The following is a 24,455-nucleotide window of genomic DNA, read 5'->3' as shown; positions in this document are numbered from 1 at the left end:
GCAAAGAGCCGGGCATTGCCCGGCTCTCTGTGTGCTGCGTGGAGCATTGCGTGCCCGGTCAGAACGACCAGGTGAACGTGATCGAGCCGTTGCGGCCGTCGCCGTACGCGCCGTAGCCGTTGATCTGCGACAGGTATTTCCTGTCCAGCAGGTTGTCGAGGTTGGCCTGCACACTGAACGCCGGCGAGATGCGGTAGCGCACGAACGCACTGACCAGCGCGTAGGCATCCTGCTCGATGCGACCGTAGGCCGGCACCGGGTAGTAGATGCGGTTCTGCCAGTTCGCGCCGCCGCCGACGGTGAGATCGGTCATCGACTGCGGGGTGTAGCTGGTGAACAGCTTGATCGTGGTCTGCGGCAGGTTGGTGTTGATGTCCGCATCGTTGATGTCCTTGGCCACGTAGCGCGACGCGCCAACGGTGGCATTCCAGCCCGGGGCCAGCTCGCCGTTGAGCTCCAGTTCGACACCCCGGCTCACCGTGCCGCGCGCGGCGATGTAGGCAAACTCGTTGAGGCTGCCGTCCACCGGAAGGGTGGTGGCCTGACCCACGTTGTCCTGTTCGATGCGGAACACCGCCAGCGACGCATTGAGGCGGTTGTCGAACCAGGCACCCTTGACGCCGACTTCGTAGCTCTTGCCGTCGACCGGGTCGAGGTAGCTGCCGTTCTGCTTCTTGAGCGTCTGTGGCTGGAAGATCTCGGTGTAGGCGGCGTAGGTGCTCCAGGTGTCGCTGAGGTCAAAGACCAGACCGGCGTACGGGGTCGTGACCGTGTGCGAACGGTCGGCGTCTTCGCCTTCGCTCTTCCAGTCGGTGTAGCGCGCGCCGAGAATCAGCTTCAGCGGATCGGCCAGCGACAGACGGGTGGCGGCGTAGCCGGCCTTCTGGGTGATGGTGCCTTTGCTGGCCAGCGCCAGCGCGTTCCAGTTGGGTTCGGCGATGTTGCCGGTCCAGTCCAGGTAGCTGCGGAACGGGTCCCAGGGGCGGCCCTCGCCCCCGACCTGGTAGTCGCCATAGTTGGCGTACCTGCGCTTGTTGTAGCTCAGCCCGGCCATGAACTGGTGCTCGCGGCCGAACAGCTGGAACGGGCCCTCCACGAAGCCGTCGATCGCGTCGACCTTGCGCTCGGTGTTGTAGAACCCGGCCGACGGCGAAACCCCCGCACCGGTCACCGGATCCAGCAGCGACGCGCCCGTGGTCCAGTCGTTGTAGGCCGGGTAGAACAGCTTGTCGTCGGCCCGGGTCTCATCGTGGGTGGCGCCGACGCGGACCTTCCAGTCGTTGGCGAAGCCATGCTCCAGCGTGGCGAACGCGCGTTTGCTGGTGGTGTCCCAGTAGGTCCACTTCGCGGCGGCATTGAACGCCTCGTCGTAGCCGGTGGGGCTGCCGTCGGCGAACAGCATCGGGAACCCGCCCCACGTCGCCCCGTTGGCGCGCTTCTGCTGGTAATCGTAGCCCACGCTCAACTGGGTATCCGGGGTCAGGTCGGCATCGATCACCGCATAGCCCAGCGTCTTGTGCTGGTTGTAGCGGTCCATCTGCGATTCGGTGTCCAGGTAACTGCCGATGACGCGCGCGCGCACCGAGCCGCTGGCGTTGAGCGGAGTGGTCACGTCCACGGTGGAGCGGGTGCGCCCCCAGCTGCCTACGTTCACCGACACGCTGCCGGTCAGCTCGGCGCTGTCGGCGTGCTTGCGGATCAGGTTGACCGAGGCCGACGGGTTGCCTGCGCCGCTCAACAGGCCGGTCGCGCCGCGCACCACTTCCACGCGGTCATACAGCGCCAGGTCCAGGCCGGAATCACCGTAGCTCCAGTTCTGCACCATCTGCGTGGGCAGGTTGTCGAACTGGTAGCTGTCGATATAGAAGCCGCGCGCGTAGAACTCGGTCCGCTCGGTATCGGACTGGGTGCTGCTCACGCCGGTGGTGTTGGCCAGCACGTCGATGATGTCATCGAGGTTCTGGTCCTCGATGCGCTGGTGGCTGATGATGCTGATCGACTGCGGAATCTCGCGGGGAGCCAGGTCGAAGCGGGTGCCGGCGGAGGTCCTGCGGACCGAATAGCCTTCGGCACGCTCGCCCTTGACCACCACCTTGTCCAGCGTGGTGGCATCGGCGGCGACCTGGGCCAGGGCAGGTGCGGTGGACAGTGCGCACAGCGCGGCGAACAGGGCCTGCGACAGGCGGCGCTGGGGCAGGGGGCGGGGCATCACAACGGACGTACGGGGCATCGGCGGTTCCAGGGCGCGGGCACGCGCGGCCGATGTCCTCGAGGGCCAGGCGCTGCCTAGTGGGTGGGGGACGGTGCGACGCTGGCGAGGCCCTGCGGAGCAGGACCGTGGCTGCGCGACCGATGATCGCCGTGCCTCCCTGGCACCGACGGGGTGAGGATATGGTAATGGGAAGCATTACTATTGCCAATTAAGGTACGCCGGGGGCGGTCAGCCACGGCATCGGCTTAACATCGTCCGCCGTAGCGTGGGCGCGGTTCTTCCCGGATGACCGCCATGATTGCGCGCAACACGATCTGCCTGTGGTTCGACGGCACCGCCCTGGACGCTGCCACCTTCTACGCCCGGACCTTTCCGGACAGCGCGGTCACCGCTGTCCACCACGCCCCTGCGGACTTTCCGTCCGGCAGGCAGGGCGACGTGCTGACGGTGGACTTCACGGTGGCCGGCATTCCCTGCATCGGCCTCAACGGCGGGCCGGCATTCCGGCACAGCGAGGCCTTCTCGTTCCAGATCGCCACCGACGACCAGGCCGAGACCGACCGCCTGTGGGAGGCCATCGTCGGCAACGGCGGCGAGGAAAGCGCCTGCGGCTGGTGCCGCGACAAGTGGGGGCTGTCCTGGCAGATCACGCCACGCGTGCTCAGCGAGGCCGTCACCAGCAAGGACCCGGCAGTGGCCAGGCGCGCCTTCGAGGCGATGATGACCATGCGCAGAATCGATGTGGCCCGCATCGAGGCCGCCGTGCGCGGCTAGGCGCAGCGGCCGCACCGCGGCAACGGATCCACTCTGCCCACCCGAGAAGGAGAATCCATGAAGAGGATGTTCATAGCGTGCCTGGCCGCCATCGCGTTGCAGGCCAGTCCCGCGCCGGTCACGGCGGCCACGCCGGCCGTATCGCCGCTGGCCGGCCGCTGGGCGATCGACGTGGCCACGCTGCCGATGCCGGTGGCGCAGCGGCCCCGGCGCGTGGTGCTGGAATTCAAGGACGCCGGCAACGGCCGGTGGACCACCCGCGCCGAGATCGTCGACCCCAGGGGCACCACGATGACGGCCGACAGCACGCTGCCGCTGGATGGCACGCCCGGCCCGATCACCGGCAACTACGGCGCGGACGTGGCCTCGCTGAGCATGCCGGCGCCAAACGTGCTGGTGATGCAGCTGGTCGACCACGGTACCCCGGCCTCGACACGCATCTACACTGTGGCCGCGGATCGCGACCGGATGACCGAATCCAAGGCGTTCTTCAGCCAGGATGGCAAGCCGATCCTGATGACCATCCACTTCACGCGGGTACCCTGACGACGCCGCCGGAGCGGCACGTCCTGCCCTCGCCTGGCACGGAGGATGCCGGTCTCCTGCACGCGCTTGATGCGGCGCTGCGCGGCCGGGGCGGACAGGTGCACGACGTCGGTGGTCCTGTGCGGCGGCGTGGCGTTGTCGCGCTGCAGGATGGCCGGGATGGCGCGGTCGAAGCCGTCGGGGCGGTGGGCGGCGGTCATGGATGCGCGAAACATGCAGGGAGGCGTCTGCCATCGAGTCCTTGCTTCGGGCCGCGCGCACTATGATGGCGCGATGTCGACCTCACGCCATGCTTCGCTGATTCCCGTCCTGGCCGTCCTCGGCTCGGTCACCGCCCTGTCGGTGGGCACCTCCTTTGCCAAACAGCTGTTTCCGCTGATCGGCGCGCAGGGCACCAGCGCGCTGCGCGTGGGCTTCTCGGCGCTGGTGCTGCTGGCGGTGTTCCGGCCGTGGCGGTGGACCACCACGCGCGCCGATGCCGGCGCGATCGTCCGCTACGGGATCACCCTGGGCGCGATGAACCTGATGTTCTACATGGCGCTGCGCACGATCCCGTTCGGGATCGCAGTGGCCATCGAGTTCTGCGGACCGCTGGCGGTGGCGATGTGGTCGTCGCGCCGGCCGGTGGATTTCGTCTGGGTGGGATGCGCGCTGATCGGGCTGCTGCTGCTTCTGCCGCTGGGGCATGGCGCGCCGCTGGACCCGGTCGGCGTGCTGTTCGCGCTCGGGGCGGCGGCATGCTGGGCGATGTACATCATCTTCGGCAAGCGCGCGGGCCATCTGCATGCCGGGCACACCGTGTCGCTGGGGCTGTGCGTGGCCGCGCTTGTGGTGGTGCCGGTGGGCGTGGCGCATGCCGGCATGGCGCTGCTGGACCCGGCGATCCTGCTGTTCGGGCTGGGCGTGGCGATCGTGTCGAGCGCCATCCCGATGTCGCTGGAGATGATGGCGCTCAAGCGGCTGCCGAAGGAGACCTTCGGCATCCTGATCAGCATGGAGCCGGCGGTGGCCGCGCTGCTGGCGATGGGACTGCTGGCCGAACACCTGACCCCGCTGCAGTGGACCGCGATCGGCTGCACAGTGGTGGCGTCGGTGGGCAGCACGGTGACCGCCCGGCGGCCCTCCCCGCAGGTGCCGGGCGCCCCGGCGTAGCAGCGGCGCGTCAGCGCTGTCGTGCGGGGGTGTCACCTGCGACGTGATAGGGGGCGGTGCTGCGCGGCAGCGGGGCGCGGCCACGGATGCGGTCGGCGATCTTCTCGGCAATCATGATGGTGGTGGCATTGAGGTTGCCGGTGATGATGCGCGGCATGATCGAGGCGTCCACCACGCGCAGGCCCTGCATGCCATGCACGCGGCCCTGGCCATCCACCACACTCATCGCGTCGGTGCCCATCGCGCAGGAGCACGACGGGTGGTATGCGGTCTCGGCGCGGGCGCGCACGAAGGCGTCCAGCTCGGCGTCGGTCCTGCAGTCGGCACTGGGGCTGATCTCGCGCCCGCGGTACGCGTCCAGGGCCGGTTGGGCGATGATCTCGCGCGTGATCCGGATCGCGTCGCGGAACTCCTGCCAGTCCTGGTCGGTGGACTGGTAGTTGAACAGGATCGACGGATGCGCGTGCGGGTCCAGCGAACGCGCGTGCACGCGGCCACGGCTGGGCGTGCGCATCGAGCCTACGTGCGCCTGGAAGCCATGCTCCTTGACGGCATTGGTACCGTTGTAATTGATCGCCACCGGCAGGAAGTGGTACTGGATGTTGGGCCACTCGAAGTCCTCGCGCGTGCGGATGAAGCCGCCCGCCTCGAACTGGTTGCTGGCACCGATGCCGGTCCCGGCAAACAGCCACTCCGCACCGATCGCCGGCTGGTTCCACCACTGCAGGGCGGGGTACAGCGACACCGGCTTTTTGCAGGCGTACTGCATGTACACCTCCAGGTGATCCTGCAGGTTCTCGCCGACCCCGGGCAGATCGTGCACCACCGGCACGCCGAGCGATGCCAGCAGCGCCGGCGCGCCCACGCCGGAACGCTGCAGGATCTGCGGCGAGGCGATCGCACCGGCGCACAGCAGCACTTCACGGCGTGCGTGGGCATCGATCGGCGTGGCGCTGCCGCCGGCCAGGTAGCGCACGCCCACCGCGCGCTTGCCGTCGAACAGGATGCGGTCGGTGGTGGCGTGCACCACGATCTCCAGGCCATCGCGGTCCTTGGCCATGTCCAGGTAGCCGCGTGCGGTGCTGGAACGGCGGCCGCGCGGAGTCACGGTCCGGTCCATCGGGCCGAAGCCCTCCTGCTGGTAGCCGTTGAGGTCGTCGGTGCGCGGATAGCCCGCCTGTACGCCGGCCTCGACCATCGCATGGAACAGTACGTTGTTGCCGTTCTTCGGCGTGGCCACGCTGACCGGGCCGTCGCCGCCGTGATAGTCGTTGGCGCCGATGTCGCGGGTTTCGGCCTTGCGGAAATACGGCAGCACGTCGTGGTAGCTCCAGTCCTCCAGGCCATCGAACGAGGCCCACTGGTCGAAGTCCAGCGCGTTGCCGCGGATGTAGCACATGCCGTTGATCAGCGAGGAGCCGCCCAGCCCCTTGCCGCGCCCGCATTCCATGCGCCGGTTGTCCATGTGCGGCTCCGGCTCGGTTTCATAGGCCCAGTTGTAGCGGCGGCCCTGCAGCGGATAGGCCAGTGCAGCCGGCATCTGGGTGCGGAAATCCAGCCGGTAGTCGGGACCGCCGGCCTCCAGCAGCAGCACGCTGATGCCGGCGTCCTCGGTCAGGCGCGCAGCCAGTGTGTTGCCGGCCGACCCGGCGCCGATGATGATGTAGTCGTACTCGCGCTTCATGGCAGCGTCTCCTTGTCGGGCCGGTTCAGAACACCGACGCGTAGCGGTCCAGCTCGATCTGGATGGATTTGGTGCGGGTGTAGGCGCGCAGCGTCGCCAGCCCGTTCTCGCGGCCGACGCCGGACTGCTTGTAGCCGCCCACCGGCATCTGTGCCGGCGATTCGCCCCAGCAGTTGATCCAGCAGATGCCGGCCTCGAGCTGGTGGATGAGGCGATGGGCGCGCGCGAGGTCGGGGGTCACCACGCCGGCCGCCAGCCCGTAATCGGTGTCGTTGGCGCGGCGCACGGCCTCCTCCTCATCGTCGTAGGCCAGCAGGCTCATGACCGGGCCGAAGATCTCTTCGCGCACGATGCGCATGTCATCGCGGCAGTCGCTGAAGATGGTCGGCGCCACATAGCAGCCCTTGGCCAGCGCGCCGTCGGTGAGGCGCTCGCCGCCGCAGACCAGCCGGGCGCCCTCGGCCCTGCCGCTGGCGATGTGCTCGAGCACGCGGTGCATGTGTGCGGCGCTGACGAGCGGGCCGAAGGTGGTGTCGCTGGCCAGCGGATCGCCGATGCGGATGCGCGCGACACGTTCCAGCAGCTTGCCTTCAAAAGCGGCAAGGCGGGTCCTGGGCACGAACACGCGGGTGCCGTTGGTGCACACCTGACCGGCGCTGTAGAAGTTCGCCATCATCGCCACGTCGGCAGCCAGGTCCAGATCGGCGTCGGCGCAGACGATCAGCGGCGACTTTCCGCCGAGCTCCATCGTCACCTCCTTGAGCGTGGAGCTGGAGGCGCTGGCCATCACCTTGCGGCCGGTGCTGGTGCCGCCGGTGAAGGAGATCTTCTCGATGCCGGGATGTTCGGTCAGCGCCGAACCCACGCCGGCACCATCGCCGGGCAGTACGTTGAACACACCGTCGGGCAGTCCGGCTTCAGTGAAGATCTCGGCCAGCTTCAGTGCGGTCAGCGGCGTGACTTCGCTGGGCTTGAAGATCATCGCGTTGCCGGCGGCCAGCGCCGGGGCGGCCTTCCACAGAGCGATCTGGATCGGGTAGTTCCACGCGCCGATCGCGCCGACCACGCCCAGCGGTTCCTGCCGGGTGTAGAAGAAGCTGCTGTCGCGCAGCGGCACCTGGCTGCCTTCCAGGCCGTGCATCACGCCGGCGTAGTACTCCAGTACATCTGCGCCGGTGACGATGTCCACGGCGGTGGTTTCGCTCAGTGGCTTGCCGGTGTTACGGCTCTCCAGCGCGGCCAATGCATCGTTGCGCTCGCGCAGCAGGGCCACCGCGCGCAGCAGGATGCGCGAGCGCTCCACGGTGGTCAGTGCGGCCCATGCTTTCTGGCCGGTCCGTGCACTCGCCACGGCGGCGTCGAGATCGTCGCGGTTGGCGCTGTGCACGTTGGCGAGCACCTCGCCGTTGGCCGGGTCGATGACCTCGAAGGTCGTTCCGCCCTGTGACGGAACGTAGCGGCCGCCGATGTACAGCAGTTGATCGGGGAAGGTGGGCATGTCGATGACTCCTTTGCAGCGGGAGACCAGCCGAGGTCAGCGCGTGAGGTGCAGGAACTGCAGATGGCGCTCGTACTGGTCGATGATGTCGTTGATGATCTGCTGGCGGCTGTAGCCGACCAGCTCGTAGTCCTGTCCCCCCTCATAGAGGTGGACTTCGGCGCGGTAGTAGCGCTGGTTGCGGAAGCGCTGCGCGGCGAAGGACGGGGTGAGGTAGCCGCGCATCACCACCTGGTAGCGGAACACCTGCTGTTCGCCGTGGTCCACCACCAGTTCCATCTGGCCTGGCTCGAAGCTGGTCTGCACATTCAGGCCCTGCTCGCGCAACTGCGCGGCCACCGCTTCGATGGCCGGGCGCACGTCGGTGTCCATGAACCGGTAGACCTCGTCGCGCACCGGGAAATGCACGGCCTGGGTCAGGCGCTGGCGCCAGCCGCGCTGGTGCCGGGACTGCCCGATCAGCGGGGTGGGCGAGTACTGCGAGGCCTTCCTGCGCTGGGATTCCTCGCCCAGCGCGCGGGTCAGGCCCCACAGCATCAGCAGCAGCACCACCGAGAACGGCAGTGAGGCCAGCACCACTGCCGATTTGAGCGCGTCCATGCTGCCGGCCAGCAGCAGCCCGGCGGTGACCAGACCGGTCATCACCCCCCAGAACACCCGCAGCCAGCGCGGGCCATCGTCTTCGGGGGCGCCGCCGTGGGAGGACAGGGTGGACAACACCACCGTGCCCGAATCGGCGGAGGTGACGAAGAAGATGAAGCTGACGATCACCGTGACGGTGATGACGGTGCGGCTCCAGGGATAGCTGTCGAGCAGCGCGTAGAGCACGGTCGGTGGGGTGTCCACGGCCATCTGCGCCAGCTGTACCTGGTCGTGGTGCAGGATCTGGTCCAGCGCGCTGTTGCCGAAGATGGACAGCCACGCCAGGGTGAAGCCAAGCGGAATCAGCAGCACGCCGAACACGAACTCGCGGATGGTGCGGCCGCGCGAAATGCGGGCGATGAACAGGCCCACGAACGGCGCCCAGCCGATCCACCACGCCCAGTAGAACACCGTCCAGTTGCCCAGCCAGTCCGGCCGGCCGCCGTAGGCGTAGACATCGAAGCTCTTGCCGACCACGTTGCCCAGGTAGTCGCCCAGATTCTGCATCAGCGCATTGAGCAGGTACTGGGTGGGGCCGGCGAACAGCATGAACAGCAGCAGCCCGATCGCCAGCAGCATGTTGATGTCCGACATCCAGCGCACGCCCTTCTCCACGCCGGAGACTGCCACGGTGATCGCCGCGCCCATCATCAGCACGATCAGCCCGACCTGCACCCAGGCGGCATGTGGCACCGGCAGCAGCGTGTTGAGCCCGGCATTGAGGTGCAGTACGCCGAAGCCCATGTCCGCGCCGAGCCCGAACACGGTGGCCACGATGCCCAGCGCATCCACGGTGTAGCCGATCGGGCCATTGATGCGCTTGCCGATCAGCGGATACAGCGCCGAACGCAAGGCCAGCGGCAGGTTGTGGCGGTAGGCGAAGTAGGCCAGTGCCATCGCGGCGAGCGCGAATACGCCCCAGCCGTGCAGGCCCCAGTGCAGGAACAGCAGCTGCATGGCCTGGCGCGCGCTGGCCTCGCCGCTGCCCACACCGCCCTGCGGCGGGACCAGGTAGTGGGTGAGCGGCTCGGACACGCAGAAAAAGAACAAGGTGATGCTGATGCCGGCGGCGAACAGCATGCCGGCCCAGGACAGATAGCTGAACTCCGGCTCATCGTGATCGGCACCGAGTTTGACGTTGCCGTAGCCGGACAGGGCCACGCCGACCACGAACACCAGGTACACCGTCATCGCCAGCAGGTAGTACCAGCCGACGTTGCGCGAGGCCCAGGTCTGCGCGTCCAGCAGCGCCACGCCTGCATCGATGGGAAATGCGGCAACCAGAATGGCGAATGCCGCCACGAGGGTGGCGGCAAGCAGAAAAACGGGACGAAGCGTGCGCACCTCGGGCGGATGCGGCTCCAGGGTACTCATGAGGCGGGGGACGCTCCGATGCCTGGACGGCGGAGGGGCGATTTATCGCACACCGGGTGTGGATGCTGCGTCAGCACATCGGCCCGGCGCGTGGCCGGGCATGAGCGTCAGCGCAGGGCGCTGGTCGGAACCTGCAGGTCCATGCCCACTGCCAGGTGGTCGGAAAACGCGGCCGCCACTGCTTCGGTACGCTGGATGGTCAGGCCATCGCTGACCAGGATGTGGTCGATCGCACGCTCGGGGCGCCAGCTCGGGAAAGTCGGCACCACGCAGCCCGGCGGCTGCAGTCGCGTGTGGCGGTAGAGCGCCTGCATTTCCGGTCGATCGGCCACGCAGTTGAAATCGCCCATCAGCACCGCGTTGGGATGGTCGGACAGCAGTTCGGCGATGAAGGCCAACTGCGCCATGCGCGAGTTGGTGCCCAGCGACAGGTGCGCCACCGCCACCGCGAGGCCGTGAGGGCCATCACCGAATTTGGCCAGCAGCACGCCGCGCCCGCCGATGCGGCCGGGCAGGGCGTGGTCCTGGACTTCCACCGGCTCGAGCCGGCTGAGCAGGCCGTTGGCGCTGGAGGCGACCCCGCCCATGCGGCGGTTCGGCTGGTGGCTCCAGTAGTTGAAGCCGGCGCGCTCGGCCAGATAGTGGGTCTGGTTGGTGAAGCCCGAACGCAGGCTGCCCGGATCGGCCTCCTGCAGGCCCACGATGTCATGGCCGCTGGCGAGCCGGGCGATGGCATCCAGGCTGCTCCGTTTGCGCCCCGCCGGCAGCGCATGCGACCAGCTGCGGGTCACATAGTCGCTGTAGCGGCGGGTGCTGGAGCCGGCCTGGATGTTGGCCGTGAGCAGGCGCAGGGTCCGCGTGTCGGGGGAAGTCACGACGGGTTCGCTGGCAGCCGTGCTCAGTTGCCCTTGGCGGCGCGTTCGCGCGCGACCAGGTGGTCGGCGATGCGCAGCATGTCCGGGAAGCTCTTGCCCTTGACCAGGTACTTGCCGTTGACGATCACCGACGGGGTGCCGGTCACGCCGCTGCGCTGCGCGAACTGCTTGGCGGCATTGGTCTTGGCGTTGACCGCGAAGCTGCTCATGGTGGCGGCGAACTGCTTCGGATCGGCGCCGAAGGTGGAATAGAACTTGGCGATGTCCTCGACCGAATCGCGGCCGCGCTCGCCCTTCAGGGTCTGCTGGGCGTGGATGGCGGCATACAGCGCTTCGTGGGTCTTGTCCTGCAGGCCCATGCTCTGCGCGGCGTAGAACGCACGGCCGTAGTCATCCCAGGTGTTGCCGAACATGGCCGGCACGTAGACGAAGCTCACGTCGCTCGGCAGGCCGGCCTTCCACGGCCCGATCAGCGGCTGGAACGCGGCACAGGCCGGGCACACGTAGCCGAACACTTCGGCCACTTCGATCTTGCCGGTAGCCGGCTGGAACGGCTGGCCGTTCTCGATCACCACGTAGTCGGTCCCGGCAACCGGTTCCGGGCCGGTCGGGCGTGCCGAGGCGGACGGCGACGGCGCCGCTGCGTTCTCGGTGGCCGCGGCCGCCGCGGCAGTCTCGCCGGCGGCAGCCGGGGTGGCCGGCGCGGCCGGTTCGCTGGCCGGGGCCGTCGCCGGGGTGGCCGGCTCGGTCGGGGTGGCGGTGTTGGCGGTGCCATCCTGGGCCTTGCACGCGGCCAGGATCGGCAGCAGGGCCATCAACGTCATAGCGAAACGGGTTTTCATCGAAGCATCTCCAGCGGATGAACAGGGTGGGCCGACGCGCAGCGACGGCCAGGGGAACATGATGACATGCGGTGGCCAGGCCCCCGCGTGCACGGTGCGTGACGGTTCAGCGAGCGTCGACTCAGCGCGCTCTTTCGCTACGGGCGCGGGCGATCAGGGCATCGGCATTGCGCAGCATCGATTCGAACGAATCGCCCTTGACGCGGTACTTGCCGTTGACGATCAGGGTCGGGGTGCCCGTCACCTTGGCGCGCAGGGCGAAGGCGCGCGCGCCTTTGACCTTGGCATCCACCGCCTCGCTCTTGAGCGCGGCGATGTAACGGTCCGGGGTCACGCCGTAGCCCTTGTAGAAGCCAGCCAGTTCATCGGCCGAGATGTTCTGCATCGGCAGCGAACGCTGTTCGTGCAGCGCATCGAACATGGCGCGGTGGCTGCGCTTGGCGACGCCGAGCTGGTCGGCGGCGTAATACGCGCGCGCGAACGAATCCCACACGCCACCGAACGCGGCGGGCACCGGGGTGAAGCGCACATCCTTGGGCAGCTTGGCGGCCCAGGCTTCCAGTTGCGGTTCGAAGTGGGCGCAGTGCGGGCAGGTGTAGCCGAACATCTCCACCACTTCGACCTTGCCGGCCAGCGGCGCGAACGGACCGGCGTCCTCGATCAGTTCATAGTCCCGGCCTTCTTTCAGCGGCGCGGCCGGGGCGGCGAGGGCACTCAACGGGCTCAGGGCAAGCAGCAGCAGCATCAGGCGGGGCATCACACTCATCTACATCCATCTCCATCGGGAAAAAACGACGCCGGCCCTATCGCCGGCGTGCTGGTGAACATACCGTGCCGCGTGCGCGCGGCGCATCCGCCATCGGTCCCGGCGGTCGCCCGGGAGCCTCGAGCGGCCGCGACCTGCCGGCGACAGGGCTCAGGGTGCCTGTGCGGCACCGGTGCGCGTGGGGGCCGCCGCGACATCGTCGGCGCGGTTGTGCAGGCCCTGCAGATAACTGCCCAGCGCCTGGATCTCCTGTTCGGTGAGCTGCCGGGCGATGGTGGCCATGATCTGGAAATGCGCCTTGTCGGTTTCGTGGGTGACCCCGGCCTGGTACTCCTGCAACCGGCGCGCGACATACGCCGCGTGCTGGCCACCGATGTGCGGGTAGGCCGGGCCCGGGTTGCCGGCGCCGGTGGGGCCGTGGCAGGCCATGCACGCCGGAATGCCGCGGTCGGCATCGCCACCGCGGTAGAGCTGCTGGCCGATCTCGTAGAACTTTTTGCCGGCGTAGGGACCTTCGCTGACGAGACCGTCGTCGGCAAGCCCGGCACTGGCTTTCTGCGTTGCGAAATACGCACCGATGTCGCGCATGTCCTGCGGGGTGAGGTCCTGCACGAACGGCACCATCGCCGCCGAGGCACCGGAGGTGCGCTGGCCGTTGGCGATCAGGGCCATCTGCTGGGCGACGTAGCGCTCGCTCTGGCCGGCGATGCTGGGGTACATCTCCACCGTGGAATTGCCGTCGGCGGAGTGGCAGGCCGCGCAGGCGGCGGCCTTGGTCTGCCCGGCCTTGGCATCGCCCCAGGTGGTCTTGCTGAAATCGACCTCCAGCGACGCGGTCTTGATCGGCCCGTTGTCGGGCAACGGGGTCAACGAGGTCTGGGCGACCGCAACGGCGGCCAGCAGCGATACAGCAACAGCGGAAACGGCAAGAACGCGAGCGTGGCGCATGCGGAAGCTCCGTGTGGACCGGCCTGGCGGCTGCAGGGTGCAGTCGCGGGGATCGCCCGATTATCCATGCCGTTTCACGCCACGGTCAACGCAGCAGTGCAGCAAAACCGGGCCGCGGCAGCGCGTTGGTGCCCCGGACATGCGATCCTATGCCCATGTCATTGCTCCTCGAACGTGCCCATTACCTGCTTTCGGCCCACAACACCCGGCAATTGCCGGAGGATGTCGGGGCCGAAGTCGCCTTTGCCGGGCGCTCCAACGCCGGCAAATCCAGCGCCCTCAACGCCTTGACCCGCCAGAACAGCCTGGCCCGGGTCTCCAAGACCCCCGGCCGCACCCAGCAGCTGGTGTTCTTCGAAGTCACCCCGGACGCCAAGCTGGTCGATCTGCCCGGGTACGGCTACGCCAAGGTGCCGCTGGATCTCCAGGCGCACTGGCAGGCCTTCATCGACCAGTATTTCCGCACCCGCGAGGCCCTGCGTGGCCTGGTGGTGGTGATGGACATCCGCCACCCGCTGAAGGACTACGACCGCCAGATGCTGGCCTACGCGGTCCAGCGCGGCCTGCCGGCGCACGCGCTGCTGACCAAGGCCGACAAGCTCGGCCGGGGCCAGCAGGGCATCGCCCTGCAGAAGGTGCGCAAGGAACTGCAGTCCTCGTTCGGCGACACTGTCAGCGTGCAGACCTTCTCCGGCCCCGCCCGCCAAGGCGTGGACGAGGCCCGCGGCATCATCGGCGGCTGGCTCGGCCTGAACAAGCCGGCCCCGGAAACCGCCTGACCGGCGCGTGCCGGCCCGACCGCGGGTCGGCGCCACCGACCCGGGGTTACTCCGCGCCGGGCGCGGGCAGGGGGGTGAACTCGCCCGGGACCCAGGCGAATGCGTCGCCTTCGCGGCGTACGTGGCCCAGGCCCGGGAACGGCAGGTGCGCACCGGCGACCCACCAGCCCTGGTCGGCCGCCTCGGCCATCATGCGGCGGCGGCTGGCGATGGCGGCGTCGCGGTCGCTGTCCGCTTCGTACGCGGCCGCTGGCTGTGCGAACTGCACCGCATGGAAATGCACGATGTCGCCCCAGACCAGCAACGCCTGGCCGGGCGCGGCGTCGATCTTCCAGGACACATGTCCGGGGGTATGGCCGTGGCTGTCCAGCGCGCTGACCCCGGCCGGCAGCGCCTGCCCGGCCCGGAAACGACGCAGTTTTCCCGCTGCCTCATACGGTGCTGCCGCCTTGCGTGCCAGTGCGAAGGCGAAGCGGACGCCCTGCGGTGCGTTGGCTTCGCTGGCCGGGTCCAGCCAGTAGCCGGCATCGGCGGCCGACAGCCAGACCGTGGCGTTGGGATAGGCAGTGCCGCCCTGCGCATCCAGCAGGCCGCATAGATGGTCCGGGTGGGCGTGGGTGAGCAGGACGTCGTCCACCTCGGCCGGGTCGTAGCCGGCGGCGCGCAGGTTGCCCAGCACCTGGCCCAGCCCGGGGCCGAAGCACTGCGCGGTGCCGGTGTCGACCAGGGTGAGGTGGTTGCCGCGCTGGACCAGGTAGGCGTTGACCGCCGTCTGCAGGCCCTTGCCATCCTCGGGCACATACCGATGGTCGAGCAGGCGGGTGACCGCGCCGGGGGCGATGCCCACCAGTTCTTCGCGGCCCAGTGCGACAGTGCCGTCGAACAGCGCGGTGACCTGCAGCGTCCCGATCTGCTGGTGATAGACGCCCGGCACCTGGGTGCGCGGCAGGTGGGACGTGGTGGCGAAGGCGGGACCGGCAACGGCGGCCAGCACCAGTGCGGCGACGAGCGGGCGAACGCGGAGGAAGGGCATGCAGGTGTCCAGACAGAGCGGCAGCGCCGCGGGACGTCCATGCTGCGCGCCGGCCGCTCCGCGTTCCGCTCAGAATGCGGCGCGATCCGCTCGCGATCGCTCAGCTGTTGCCGATCGCGGCCGGCTCCAGGCCGTAACGCGCGGCGAAGCGCCTGCTGAAGCTGCCCAGCGAGCGGTAGCCCACGCGTGCGGCCACGGTCTTCAATGGCAGGCGCGTGGTGTAGAGCAGGTTCATCGCGTGGGCCAGGCGTGCGTCGGTGATCAGCTCGCGCACGCTGGCGCGTTCGCTGGCCAGACGCCGGCGCAGGGTGGCGCCGCTCAGTCCAAGCTGCTGCTCGAAATCGCGTGATTGCCAGTCGCGTTCGGGCTGTGCGGCAATCAGGTCGCGGATGCGCTCGCCCAGGCTCGGCTCGGGTGGCACCAGCAGGCTGCCATGTCCGCGGCGGCAGAAGGCCACCACCAGCGATGCCAGGGCCAGCCGCGCCTCGGTGTACCGCCCCTGTTCCAGCGCGTGACGCCACTGCCGCAGGTGGTCGGCATGCGCGTCGAGCGGCAGGCGCGCCAGCGCGTCGCCGGCCTCCGGCAGCGGCTCGTTCCACAGCACCCGCGCGGCCGACAGCGCTTCACCGCACAGCGGCACGATCGCGCTGAGGTACAGGCCGGACGCCGGATCGGGGATGTTCACCACGTCGATGCGGCAGCGCCGGGTGATCAGGAACAGATCGCCCGGTGCCAGCACCAGCGACTGCTGCGCGGTGGATACCTGTTTGCGCCCCTGCAGCAGAATCGCGAACTGCGGCTGCGGAATGTCCACCGACGAGGCCCCATGTTCGCGGCGCGCGGTGATGCAGGCATAGCCGCCGGCGCGTTGGCAGTCGGCCAGGCTTGCCATCTCGGCCAGCAGGGAAACGGGGGGCGTGCGCGTGTCCATTACAGTGCAGTATCGAACAACTGGCCGATCGCTGCGGCCGCCGCCATTGCCAGCGCGCCCCAGAACATCACGCGCAGCGCGCCGCGCAGGGGGCGTGCGCCACCAACGCGTGCGGCGATGGCACCGGTCAGGCCCAGGCCGACCAAGGTGACGGCGGTGGTGATCTGGGCCACCTGCGCGTGCGGGGCGAGCAGCGCGGTCACCACCGGCAGCGCGGCGCCAACGGCGAACGCGCCGGCCGATGCCAGTGCCGCCTGTATCGGCCGGGCGCGCAGTTCCTCGGTGATGCCCAGCTCGTCGCGCGCGTGCGCACCCAGTGCGTCGTGCGCGGTGAGCTGCACCGCGACCTCGTGGGCCAGCTCGGCAGTGAGTCCACGATGCCGGTAGATCGCGGCCAGCTCCTGCAGTTCGCTGTGCGGGTCGTCACGCAGTTCGCGCTTCTCCACCAGCAGGTCGGCCTGTTCGGTATCGGCTTGGGACTGCACCGACACATACTCGCCAGCCGCCATCGACATCGCTCCGGCCACGGTGCCGGCGATGCCGGTGGCCAGTACGGTGGTGGCCGATGCGCCGCTGGCGGCGATACCGACCACCAGCCCGGCCACCGAGACGATGCCGTCGTTGGCGCCCAGCACGGCTGCGCGCAGCCAACCGGCGCGGTCGGAGCGGTGAACTTCCTGATGGCGGGCTCTGTTCATGCCCACAGTCTAGGGCGGGCAGGACGGGGATGGCGGAATGACTCGCAGCAGCGTCAAGTCCTTCCCGGTGGGATGCTGAAAACCGTCACGGTGACACGACGGTGGGGAACGCCACGATATAGTGCGCCCTTGCGATGCCGGGGCGTGGTCCCCACATCCCCGCCCTGACCAGAATACTGCGAGCCTCCCCTTGTCGAGCCCCAGCCACGTCGCCGAGACGCCGATTACCGACCGAAATGAACTGGTCGCCACGCTGGCCTCCGGCGAGAAGCCCAAGGCGCAGTGGCGCATCGGCACCGAACACGAGAAGTTCGGCTTCCGCCTGGACGACCTGCGCCCGCCGACCTTTGACGGCGACCGCGGCATCGAGGCCCTGCTCAACGGCTTGACCCGCTTCGGCTGGGCACCGGTGCAGGAAGGCGGCCGCACCATTGCACTGCTGCGCGACAACGCCTCGGTGACGCTGGAACCGGCCGGCCAGCTGGAGTTGTCCGGCGCGGCGCTGGAGACCATCCACCAGACGTGCGTGGAAACCGGCACCCACCTCAACGAAGTGGCCCAGGTGGCCGGCGAGCTGCAGTTGGGTTTCCTGGGCATGGGCTTCCAGCCGAAATGGCGGCGTGACGAGATGCCGTGGATGCCCAAGGGGCGCTACCGGATCATGCGCGACTACATGCCCAAGGTCGGCTCGCTCGGCCTGGACATGATGACCCGCACCTGCACGGTGCAGGTCAATCTGGACTACGCCACCGAAGCGGACATGGTGAAGAAGTTCCGCGTGTCGCTGGCACTGCAGCCGATCGCCACCGCCCTGTTCGCCGACTCGCCGTTTACCGAAGGCCAGCCGAACGGCTACCAGAGCTACCGCTCGCACATCTGGACCGATACCGATGCCGACCGCACCGGCATGCTCGACTTCGTATTCGAAGACGGTTTCGGCTACGAGCGGTATGTGGACTACCTGCTCGACGTGCCGATGTACTTCTCCTACCGCGATGGCACGTACCACGACGCCAGCGGCCAGAGCTTCCGCGATTTCATGGTCGGCAAGCTGCCGGTGCTGCCGGGCCAGCTGCCGACGCTGCGCGACTGGTCCGATCACATGACCACCGCTTTCCCGGAAGTGCGCCTGAAGAAGTACCTGGAAATGCGGGGTGCCGATGGCGGCCCGTGGAACCGCCTGTGCGCGCTGCCGGCGTTCTGGGTCGGGCTGCTCTACGACGATGCTGCACTGGATGCAGCCTGGGATCTGGTGCGCGATTTCAGCCTGGCCGAGCGCCACGCGCTGCGCGACGGCGTGCCGCGCCATGCGTTGAAGCTGCCGTTCCGCGGCGGTACCGTGCGCGACCTGGCGCGCGAAGCGGTGAAGATCGCCGTGGCCGGGCTGCAGCGCCGTGCCGCACGCAACGCCGATGGCCAGGACGAAAGCCACTTCCTGGACGTACTGCAGGAAATCGTCGATACCGGCCTGACGCCGGCCGACCGCAAGCTGGCGCTGTTCCACGGCGCGTGGAAGGGCAGCATCGACCCGGTCTTCAAACAGTTCGCTTACTGACCACCGTCAGGGCAGGGGTACCGACCGTGGGTCGGTACGCCTGTCTCAATGGGCGGACGCTTTCGAGAACAGATTGATCACCGCCACGCCGGCCACGATCAGACCCATGCCGATCAGCGCCGGTGCATCCAGTTTCTGCTTGAACACCGCCCAGCCGATCAGCGAGATCAGCACGATGCCCGCACCGGACCAGATCGCGTAGGCGATCCCGGTGGGAATGGATTTGAGCGTGAGTGCGAGCAGATAGAACGCGGCGGCATAGCCGACCACGGTGCCCAGCGAGGGCCACACCCGGGTGAAGCCATCGGAGGCCTTGAGCAGGCTGGTGGCGATCACTTCGAACACAATCGCCAGGCCCAGCAGAACATACACATTCATGGCGCGCGCACCGCTTGGACGATGCGCGCATTGTACGGGCGCGCCCGTGCCGCGCCGGACGCTGCAGGAGCGTCCGGCGCAGACCGTGTTCAGGCGGCCTGTGCGCCAAGCGTGGCCATGTCGATCACGAAGCGGTAGCGCACATCGTTGCGCGCCATGCGCTCCCACGCCTCGTTGACGGTCTTGATGTCGATCACTTCCACGTCGCTGACGATGCCGTGCTCGGCGCAGAAGTCCATCATTTCCTGCGTCTCGGCCATGCCGCCGATCGCCGAGCCGGTGATGTGCTTGCGACCGAACATCATGGACGCGCCCATCAGCGGCGGATCCAGTTCGGTCAGCACGCCGACCAGGCACATGGTCGCATCGCGCTTGAGCAGGGACATGTACGGGTTGGTGTCGTGGCTCACCGGAATGGTGTTGAGCAGGAAGTCGAAGCTGCCGGCATGCGCCTTCATCTGCGCCGGATCGCGCGACACCAGCACCTCATCGGCACCGAGGCGCTTGGCGTCGGCGCCCTTTTCCGGCGTGGTGGTGATCATCACCACGGTGGCGCCCATCGCCTTGGCGAACTTCACGCCCATGTGGCCCAGCCCGCCCAGGCCGATCACGCCGACCTTCTGGCCGGGGCCGACCTTCCAATGGCGCAGCGGCGAATACGTGGTGATACCGGCGCACAGCAGCGGCGCGGCGGCCTTCAGGTCCAGCCTGTCGGACACCTTCACCACGAAGCGCTGCTCGACCACGATGTGGTCGGAGTAGCCGCCGAACGTCGGCTGGCCGCTGTCGCGCTCGGTGCTGTTGTAGGTGAACGTGGCACCCTTCTGGCAGTACTGCTCCAGGTCCTGGTCGCAGGCATCGCAGTGGCGGCACGAATCGACCATGCAGCCCACGCCGGCGTGGTCGCCGACCTTGAAGCGGGTGACGTTGGCACCGACCTCGGTGACCCGGCCGATGATCTCGTGGCCCGGCACCATCGGGAAAATCGAGCCACCCCAATCGTCACGCGCCTGGTGCAGATCGGAGTGGCAGATGCCGCTGTACAGGATCTGGATGCGGACATCGTCCGGGCCGACCGCGCGGCGCTCGAACGAGAACGGGACCAGCGGGGCAGTCTGGTCGTGAACGGCATAACCGTGGGCGAGGGACATGGGGAATCCTTGGCAGGTTTGTAGAAAGGCGCTTTACAATACGCCCCGACGCAGTGCACAGGCAGTCAGGATATCGGCATGATTCATCAAGTCAGACTGGATAATCATGGTCACTGACAACCTCACCCACCTGGCCGCGTTCGCCGCCGTGGCGCGGCACCGCAGCTTCCGCCGTGCGGGGGCCGAACTGGCCCTGTCCACCTCGGCGGTCAGCTATGCGATCCGCGCGCTGGAAGAGCGCCTGGGGGTCGGTCTGTTCCATCGCACGACCCGCAGCGTGGCCCTCACCGAGGCCGGCCAACGCCTGCTCGAGCGCCTGCAGCCCGCGCTCGGTCAGGTTCATGACGCGCTGGAGGAGATGAACCACTTCCGCGCCGCACCGGCGGGCCTGCTGCGCATCAACGCCACCCGCGCTGCCGTGCATACCCAGCTGGGCCCGCGTCTGGCCCGCTTCCTGCGTGGCCATCCGGACGTGCGCATCGAGCTGGCGCAGGACGACGGGCTGGTCGATATCGTCGCCAGCGGCTTCGACGCCGGCGTGCGGCTGCACGAGTTCGTTCCCGAAGACATGGTGGCGGTGCCGCTCGGGCCGCCGCTGCGTGGCCTGATCGTCGGCGCACCCGCGTATCTGCAGGACCGCCCGACGCCGCAGCATCCGCGTGATCTGGCCAACCACGAATGCGTGCGCTTCCGCTTCGCCAGTGGCCATCTGTACAAGTGGCAGTTCGATCGCGATGGCCAGGCGCTGGAGATCGACGTGCCGGGCCGGCTCACGCTCGGTGACCAGCACACGGTGCTGCAGGCGGTGCTGGACGGACTGGGCTTGGCCTACGTGCTAGAAGACGCCGCGCGGCCGTATCTGGACGACGGCCGGCTGGTGGCCGTACTGGAAGACTGGAGCGAGCCGTTTCCCGGCTTCGTGCTGTATTACCCGCGCCAGCGGCAGATGTCCTCGGCGTTGCGCGCGTTCGTGGACATGCTGCGCGAGCCGGTGTGAGGCGCGCGCCGCGCGGCGGCGTGACCTTCTTCATGGCGACTTACGTCACTGGGCCGTGCCCGGCGCGCGGTACTACGCTGCGATCGAACCCCGTGCAGCGTCGCCGTGACGCAGTGCGCCGCATGGATCGGCAACACGCCATGACAAGGAGGATACGATGCAGAACCAGAACCCCGACCAGGACCTTCGCCAGCGTGTGGCGACGTTGGAACGCAACGCCCGCCGCGGACGCATGATGGCCGCGACCATGTTCGCGCTGGGCGCATCACTGGCGTTGATCGGTACCACGGTGGCGCAGCCGGAGGCGCCGATCGTGCCGGAAATCCGCACGCACAAGCTCACCGTGGTGGACAGCGAGGGACGCACCCGCGTGCAGATCGCCGAAGACCCCGCCGACCACAGGCGCAATGCGCGCGCGGCGGGCCTGACCATCTACGACATCACCGGTCACGAGCGCGGCGGCATCGGTACGATGGCCGATGGCAGTGCCGCCGTTGCCCTGGATGCGCCGCATGGCGTAGGCCACAGGATGCGCGATCGTGCGGGCATCAAAGTGGGGCCGGACGGGTCGGCGATGATTGTCACCATCTCCAACGCCGGGCAGTTCTCTGCCGGCCTGTTCTCCAAGGGCGAGGAAGGCCGCCTGGAGCTGTCGCGCAGCGATGCGGCGGCCGACCAGATCACGACGCGGGTGATCACGCAAGGCGGCGATACCTCCAGGGATGGCAAGCTGCAGTAGCGCACCGACGCTCACAAGCTCCACACAGGCGGGTGGCAGCATGGCGACATTCCTGCCCCCGTCGTTGAGGAGAGTGTCATGGCATCGTCTGCCATCCGGACCCCTGTCTGGTCCATCCATCCGCTCCACGCCGCCGTGCTCGGCGGCGTGCTGCCGCTGTTTCTCGGTGCGCTGCTGGCCGACTACGCCTACTGGAGCACCTACGAGATCCAGTGGAGCAACTTCGCGTCCTGGCTGCTGATCGGCGCGATGGTGATGACCAGCCTCGCACTGTTGTGTGCGGTTGTCGGCCTGGCCCGTGGCCGCCGCCGGCTGGGTTACCTGCTGGTACTGGTCGCCACGTGGATCGTGGGGTTCATCAACGCCCTGCATCACGCACGCGACGCGTGGGCCATCATGCCGACCGCACTGCTGCTGTCGGCCGTGGCGACCGTGCTGGCACTGGTGGCAGCCTGGATCGGGTTTGCCAGCCTGCGCGTGGGAGGTGTGCGATGAACCGTCCTGTCGCCCGCGTCATCGCGGTATCGGTCCTGGCCGCCACGCTGGCCGCCTGCGGCCAGGCACCGCAGATGCACCAGTACGGCAACGCGCCCGAGCTGCCGGCACCGCACCGGGGGCTGATGCCGGACATGACCATCGCCAAGCCGGCGACCTGGGGCGACCGGGTGCCAACCGTGCCGGACGGGTATCGCATCACCGCGATCGCCACCGACCTGGCGATCCCGCGGCAGACTCTGGTCCTGCCCAACGGCGACATTCTGGTGGCCGAGGGACGCGGTGGCAGCGCACCCAATCTCAAGCCCAAGGACGTGATCGCCGGCCGCATCAAGGCCAAGGGCAACACGGCGGTCAAGGGCGGCAACCGCCTGACCCTGCTGCGCGATGCCGATGGCGACGGCATCTATGAACTGAAGACCGTGTTTGCCGACACGCTCAATGCGCCCTACGGGTTGGCGCTGATCGGCAATGCGCTGTACGTGGCCAACCAGGATGCGCTGGTGCGCTTCGACTACCAGCCGGGCCAGACCCGCGCGAGCGGCGCGCCGGTCACGCTGACCCCACTGCCGTCCGCGATCAACCATCACTGGACCAAGTCGCTGGCCGCCAGTGCCGACGGCCGTTACCTGTACGTGGGCATCGGCTCCAACAGCAACATCACCGAGCGCGGCATGGCAGTGGAGGTGGACCGTGCCCGCGTCTGGCAGGTGGACGTCGCCACCGGCGCGCATCGCGACTACGCTACCGGCCTGCGCAATCCAACCGCGTTGGCCATCCAGCCTGGTACCGGTGCGCTGTGGGCGGTGGTCAACGAGCGCGACGAGATCGGCCCGAACCTGGTGCCGGACTACCTCACCTCGGTGCGCGATGGCGGCTTCTACGGGTGGCCCTACAGTTACTGGGGCAAACACCCGGATCGGCGGGTGATGCCGCAGGACCCGGCCAAGGTTGCCTCGGCGCTGGTGCCCGATTACGCGCTGGGCTCGCATGTGGCCGCGCTCGGCGTGGCGTTCTCGTCGCCGGCAATGGGCGCGCGCTTCGCCGACGGCGTGTTCGTGGGCGAGCACGGCAGCTGGAACCGCAACCCACCGGTCGGCTACAAGGTGGTGTTCGTGCCGTTCCGCGAGGGTCGTCCGGCAGGCGATCCGATCGACGTTGCGACCGGCTTCCACGGCGACGATGGGCTGACTCGCGGGCGTCCCGTCGGCGTCACACTGGACCCGCGCGGCGCGCTGATCGTGGCCGATGACCTGGCCAACACGATCTGGCGGATCACCCCGGACGCGACCGCTGCAGCACCGGCTGCACCGCCCGTGCCCGCTGCTCCCGCCGCGACCCCATAAGCGGTGCGGTCCGGGCCTGCCGCGCGCCGATGCGCGTGCGGCAGGCCGTGTTGACGTCTCCCGCGGGCACTCGACATGATCCGCCAGGGCGCCCGGGGCCGGGCCAACAGCAGGGCAGGGACGTGATGCGACAGACGCGTGCAGCGCCACGGATGGGCCGCCTCCGGCAACGGCCTGGCAGCGTGCTGGCCGGCGTGCTGATCACCATCGGTCTGCTGGCGGCTGCGGGCTGCTCCGATGGCCCGGGCATCAGCGTGGACGTCAAGGCGCTGGGCGACTCGCCCCTGGCGCGGCACCTGTCGCGGCAGTGGATGAATCCAGAAGCCGCGCTGGCCGGGGATCTCCGGGAATGGCTTCACACCCGGCCGGACAGTACCGCCTGTCTGGCGTCCGACGCCTGTCTGCGTGGGTTGGGCTTCCACCAGTGCAACGGCGGCGAGCATCAACTGGACTGCCGTTACCAGGCCACGCTGCACGGCCTGCTGGTCAAGCGCGGTGGCGAGCGCACGCCGCTGCAGGTGCAGCTGCGGATCAGCCTGCAGAGCCGCAACGGCGCGATCACCGCGCTCCACGTTCACCGCATCGGGCTGTAATCACCGCAGCGCGGCGTCAGCCGGTGCTGATCGCGTCGTAACCGTCGCCCAGGAACTGCAGCAGGCAGAAGCCGTGCCCGAAAGGATCGGCCAGCAGCGCGATCCGGCCCCATGCATGCGTGGCCGGTGCCTGCTCGACGCGCGCGCCCGCCTGTATTGCGCGTGCGAGGGCAGCGTCGAGGTCATCCACAACCCAGTCCAGGTGCAGCGGCGTCCAGTGCCGGCGGTAGTCGCGGCGGTCGCGCACCTGCGGCGTGGACGCGCTGCCGGCGGGCTTGGCCAGCAGGTAGACCGGCGCGGGGCCGCCCAGCAGCTCCACGCCATCGGCGCCGAAGCGGCGGCCAGGGTGCAGGCCGAATGCGCGGGTGTAGAAGGCGATGCCGTGGTCGAGGTTGTCCACGTCGATGTTGACCAGGAAGCGCATGCGGTGTCCTTGGCGGCGAGTGC

Annotated in this window: 24 protein-coding genes; 10 read left to right on the top strand and 14 right to left on the bottom strand. The window is 68.6% G+C overall.

Annotated features, from left to right (window positions below):
- Positions 1-58: 58 nt before the first annotated feature.
- On the bottom strand, positions 59-2,230 hold the full coding sequence (gene fhuE / locus ACPEH1_RS05810; protein WP_017354780.1) for a ferric-rhodotorulic acid/ferric-coprogen receptor FhuE: 2,172 nt from the start codon (positions 2,228-2,230) through the stop codon (positions 59-61).
- A 276-nt stretch (positions 2,231-2,506) separates the two neighbouring features.
- Between fhuE and ACPEH1_RS05805 the strand changes: the two genes are divergently transcribed.
- The 3 genes from ACPEH1_RS05805 (at position 2,507) to ACPEH1_RS05795 (ending at position 4,684) form a co-directional block, all read left to right on the top strand.
- Positions 2,507-2,986, top strand: coding sequence for a VOC family protein (locus ACPEH1_RS05805; RefSeq protein WP_026070565.1), 480 nt, complete (start codon positions 2,507-2,509; stop codon positions 2,984-2,986).
- 57 nt (positions 2,987-3,043) lie between these two features.
- Positions 3,044-3,532 carry a LuxR family transcriptional regulator gene (locus ACPEH1_RS05800; protein ID WP_313217061.1) on the top strand — a complete coding sequence of 163 codons (489 nt, stop codon included), beginning with the start codon at positions 3,044-3,046 and terminating at the stop codon, positions 3,530-3,532.
- A 273-nt stretch (positions 3,533-3,805) separates the two neighbouring features.
- The gene (locus tag ACPEH1_RS05795; RefSeq protein WP_017354777.1) at positions 3,806-4,684 is read left to right on the top strand and encodes an EamA family transporter; all 879 of its coding nucleotides are present in this window, start codon (positions 3,806-3,808) and stop codon (positions 4,682-4,684) included.
- Between the two features lie 10 nt (positions 4,685-4,694).
- Here the strand turns inward: ACPEH1_RS05795 and betA are convergent, their stop codons facing one another.
- From betA to ACPEH1_RS05760, 7 genes are all read right to left on the bottom strand, one after another.
- Positions 4,695-6,368 (bottom strand): choline dehydrogenase, encoded by a 1,674-nt coding sequence (gene betA / locus ACPEH1_RS05790; RefSeq protein ID WP_017354776.1) that lies wholly within the window; start codon positions 6,366-6,368, stop codon positions 4,695-4,697.
- Positions 6,369-6,393: 25 nt separating this feature from the next.
- Positions 6,394-7,866: a betaine-aldehyde dehydrogenase gene (gene betB, locus ACPEH1_RS05785; RefSeq protein WP_017354775.1), complete on the bottom strand. Its 1,473-nt coding sequence runs from the start codon at positions 7,864-7,866 to the stop codon at positions 6,394-6,396.
- Positions 7,867-7,902: 36 nt separating this feature from the next.
- Positions 7,903-9,882, bottom strand: coding sequence for a choline BCCT transporter BetT (gene betT / locus ACPEH1_RS05780; RefSeq protein ID WP_017354774.1), 1,980 nt, complete (start codon positions 9,880-9,882; stop codon positions 7,903-7,905).
- A gap of 107 nt (positions 9,883-9,989) precedes the next feature.
- Entirely contained in the window at positions 9,990-10,757 is a 768-nt protein-coding gene (locus tag ACPEH1_RS05775; protein WP_017354773.1) for an endonuclease/exonuclease/phosphatase family protein, read from the bottom strand.
- A 23-nt stretch (positions 10,758-10,780) separates the two neighbouring features.
- Positions 10,781-11,599: a thiol:disulfide interchange protein DsbA/DsbL gene (locus ACPEH1_RS05770; protein ID WP_423715421.1), complete on the bottom strand. Its 819-nt coding sequence runs from the start codon at positions 11,597-11,599 to the stop codon at positions 10,781-10,783.
- A 121-nt stretch (positions 11,600-11,720) separates the two neighbouring features.
- The gene (locus tag ACPEH1_RS05765; RefSeq protein ID WP_423715419.1) at positions 11,721-12,365 is read right to left on the bottom strand and encodes a thiol:disulfide interchange protein DsbA/DsbL; all 645 of its coding nucleotides are present in this window, start codon (positions 12,363-12,365) and stop codon (positions 11,721-11,723) included.
- 150 nt (positions 12,366-12,515) lie between these two features.
- The gene (locus tag ACPEH1_RS05760; protein ID WP_166473444.1) at positions 12,516-13,313 is read right to left on the bottom strand and encodes a c-type cytochrome; all 798 of its coding nucleotides are present in this window, start codon (positions 13,311-13,313) and stop codon (positions 12,516-12,518) included.
- Between the two features lie 155 nt (positions 13,314-13,468).
- Here ACPEH1_RS05760 and yihA point away from each other — a divergent pair, with 155 nt between their 5' ends.
- Positions 13,469-14,092 carry a ribosome biogenesis GTP-binding protein YihA/YsxC gene (gene yihA / locus ACPEH1_RS05755; RefSeq protein WP_017354770.1) on the top strand — a complete coding sequence of 208 codons (624 nt, stop codon included), beginning with the start codon at positions 13,469-13,471 and terminating at the stop codon, positions 14,090-14,092.
- A 46-nt stretch (positions 14,093-14,138) separates the two neighbouring features.
- Here yihA and ACPEH1_RS05750 read toward each other — a convergent pair whose 3' ends face one another.
- From ACPEH1_RS05750 to ACPEH1_RS05740, 3 genes are all read right to left on the bottom strand, one after another.
- A complete protein-coding gene (locus tag ACPEH1_RS05750; RefSeq protein WP_312707922.1) occupies positions 14,139-15,125 on the bottom strand; it encodes an MBL fold metallo-hydrolase in 987 nt (328 codons plus the stop codon).
- 100 nt (positions 15,126-15,225) lie between these two features.
- Positions 15,226-16,056, bottom strand: a complete 831-nt coding sequence (locus ACPEH1_RS05745; RefSeq protein WP_423715417.1) for a helix-turn-helix transcriptional regulator — start codon at positions 16,054-16,056, stop codon at positions 15,226-15,228.
- On the bottom strand, positions 16,056-16,754 hold the full coding sequence (locus ACPEH1_RS05740) for a VIT1/CCC1 transporter family protein (protein ID WP_287250332.1): 699 nt from the start codon (positions 16,752-16,754) through the stop codon (positions 16,056-16,058). The genes ACPEH1_RS05745 and ACPEH1_RS05740 overlap by 1 nt, the downstream gene beginning before the upstream one ends.
- A gap of 190 nt (positions 16,755-16,944) precedes the next feature.
- Here ACPEH1_RS05740 and ACPEH1_RS05735 point away from each other — a divergent pair, with 190 nt between their 5' ends.
- Positions 16,945-18,309, top strand: a complete 1,365-nt coding sequence (locus ACPEH1_RS05735; RefSeq protein ID WP_136005054.1) for a glutamate--cysteine ligase — start codon at positions 16,945-16,947, stop codon at positions 18,307-18,309.
- 45 nt (positions 18,310-18,354) lie between these two features.
- Here the strand turns inward: ACPEH1_RS05735 and ACPEH1_RS05730 are convergent, their stop codons facing one another.
- Both ACPEH1_RS05730 and ACPEH1_RS05725 read right to left on the bottom strand, forming a co-directional pair.
- Positions 18,355-18,687 (bottom strand): EmrE family multidrug efflux SMR transporter, encoded by a 333-nt coding sequence (locus tag ACPEH1_RS05730; RefSeq protein WP_017356679.1) that lies wholly within the window; start codon positions 18,685-18,687, stop codon positions 18,355-18,357.
- A gap of 89 nt (positions 18,688-18,776) precedes the next feature.
- Positions 18,777-19,838 (bottom strand): NAD(P)-dependent alcohol dehydrogenase, encoded by a 1,062-nt coding sequence (locus tag ACPEH1_RS05725; protein ID WP_017356680.1) that lies wholly within the window; start codon positions 19,836-19,838, stop codon positions 18,777-18,779.
- 106 nt (positions 19,839-19,944) lie between these two features.
- Between ACPEH1_RS05725 and ACPEH1_RS05720 the strand changes: the two genes are divergently transcribed.
- The 5 genes from ACPEH1_RS05720 to ACPEH1_RS05700 all read left to right on the top strand — a co-directional run bounded on the left by ACPEH1_RS05720 (position 19,945) and on the right by ACPEH1_RS05700 (position 24,008).
- On the top strand, positions 19,945-20,835 hold the full coding sequence (locus ACPEH1_RS05720) for a LysR family transcriptional regulator (RefSeq protein WP_017356681.1): 891 nt from the start codon (positions 19,945-19,947) through the stop codon (positions 20,833-20,835).
- A 157-nt stretch (positions 20,836-20,992) separates the two neighbouring features.
- Positions 20,993-21,574: a hypothetical protein gene (locus tag ACPEH1_RS05715; RefSeq protein WP_017356682.1), complete on the top strand. Its 582-nt coding sequence runs from the start codon at positions 20,993-20,995 to the stop codon at positions 21,572-21,574.
- A 78-nt stretch (positions 21,575-21,652) separates the two neighbouring features.
- Complete coding sequence (locus tag ACPEH1_RS05710) at positions 21,653-22,069, top strand: DUF2231 domain-containing protein (RefSeq protein WP_287250324.1); 417 nt, start codon at positions 21,653-21,655, stop codon at positions 22,067-22,069.
- Positions 22,066-23,415, top strand: coding sequence for a PQQ-dependent sugar dehydrogenase (locus ACPEH1_RS05705; RefSeq protein WP_423715416.1), 1,350 nt, complete (start codon positions 22,066-22,068; stop codon positions 23,413-23,415). The genes ACPEH1_RS05710 and ACPEH1_RS05705 overlap by 4 nt, the downstream gene beginning before the upstream one ends.
- 152 nt (positions 23,416-23,567) lie before the next feature.
- The gene (locus ACPEH1_RS05700) at positions 23,568-24,008 is read left to right on the top strand and encodes a hypothetical protein (RefSeq protein WP_153164762.1); all 441 of its coding nucleotides are present in this window, start codon (positions 23,568-23,570) and stop codon (positions 24,006-24,008) included.
- A gap of 16 nt (positions 24,009-24,024) precedes the next feature.
- Here ACPEH1_RS05700 and ACPEH1_RS05695 read toward each other — a convergent pair whose 3' ends face one another.
- Positions 24,025-24,432 carry a VOC family protein gene (locus ACPEH1_RS05695; RefSeq protein WP_312710466.1) on the bottom strand — a complete coding sequence of 136 codons (408 nt, stop codon included), beginning with the start codon at positions 24,430-24,432 and terminating at the stop codon, positions 24,025-24,027.
- Positions 24,433-24,455 lie beyond the last annotated feature (23 nt).

Origin of the sequence: Stenotrophomonas sp. NPDC077421 (assembly GCF_049545505.1) — a bacterium.
Lineage (GTDB): Bacteria > Pseudomonadota > Gammaproteobacteria > Xanthomonadales > Xanthomonadaceae > Stenotrophomonas > Stenotrophomonas nematodicola.
This window is presented reverse-complemented; position numbering and strand designations above follow the sequence as displayed.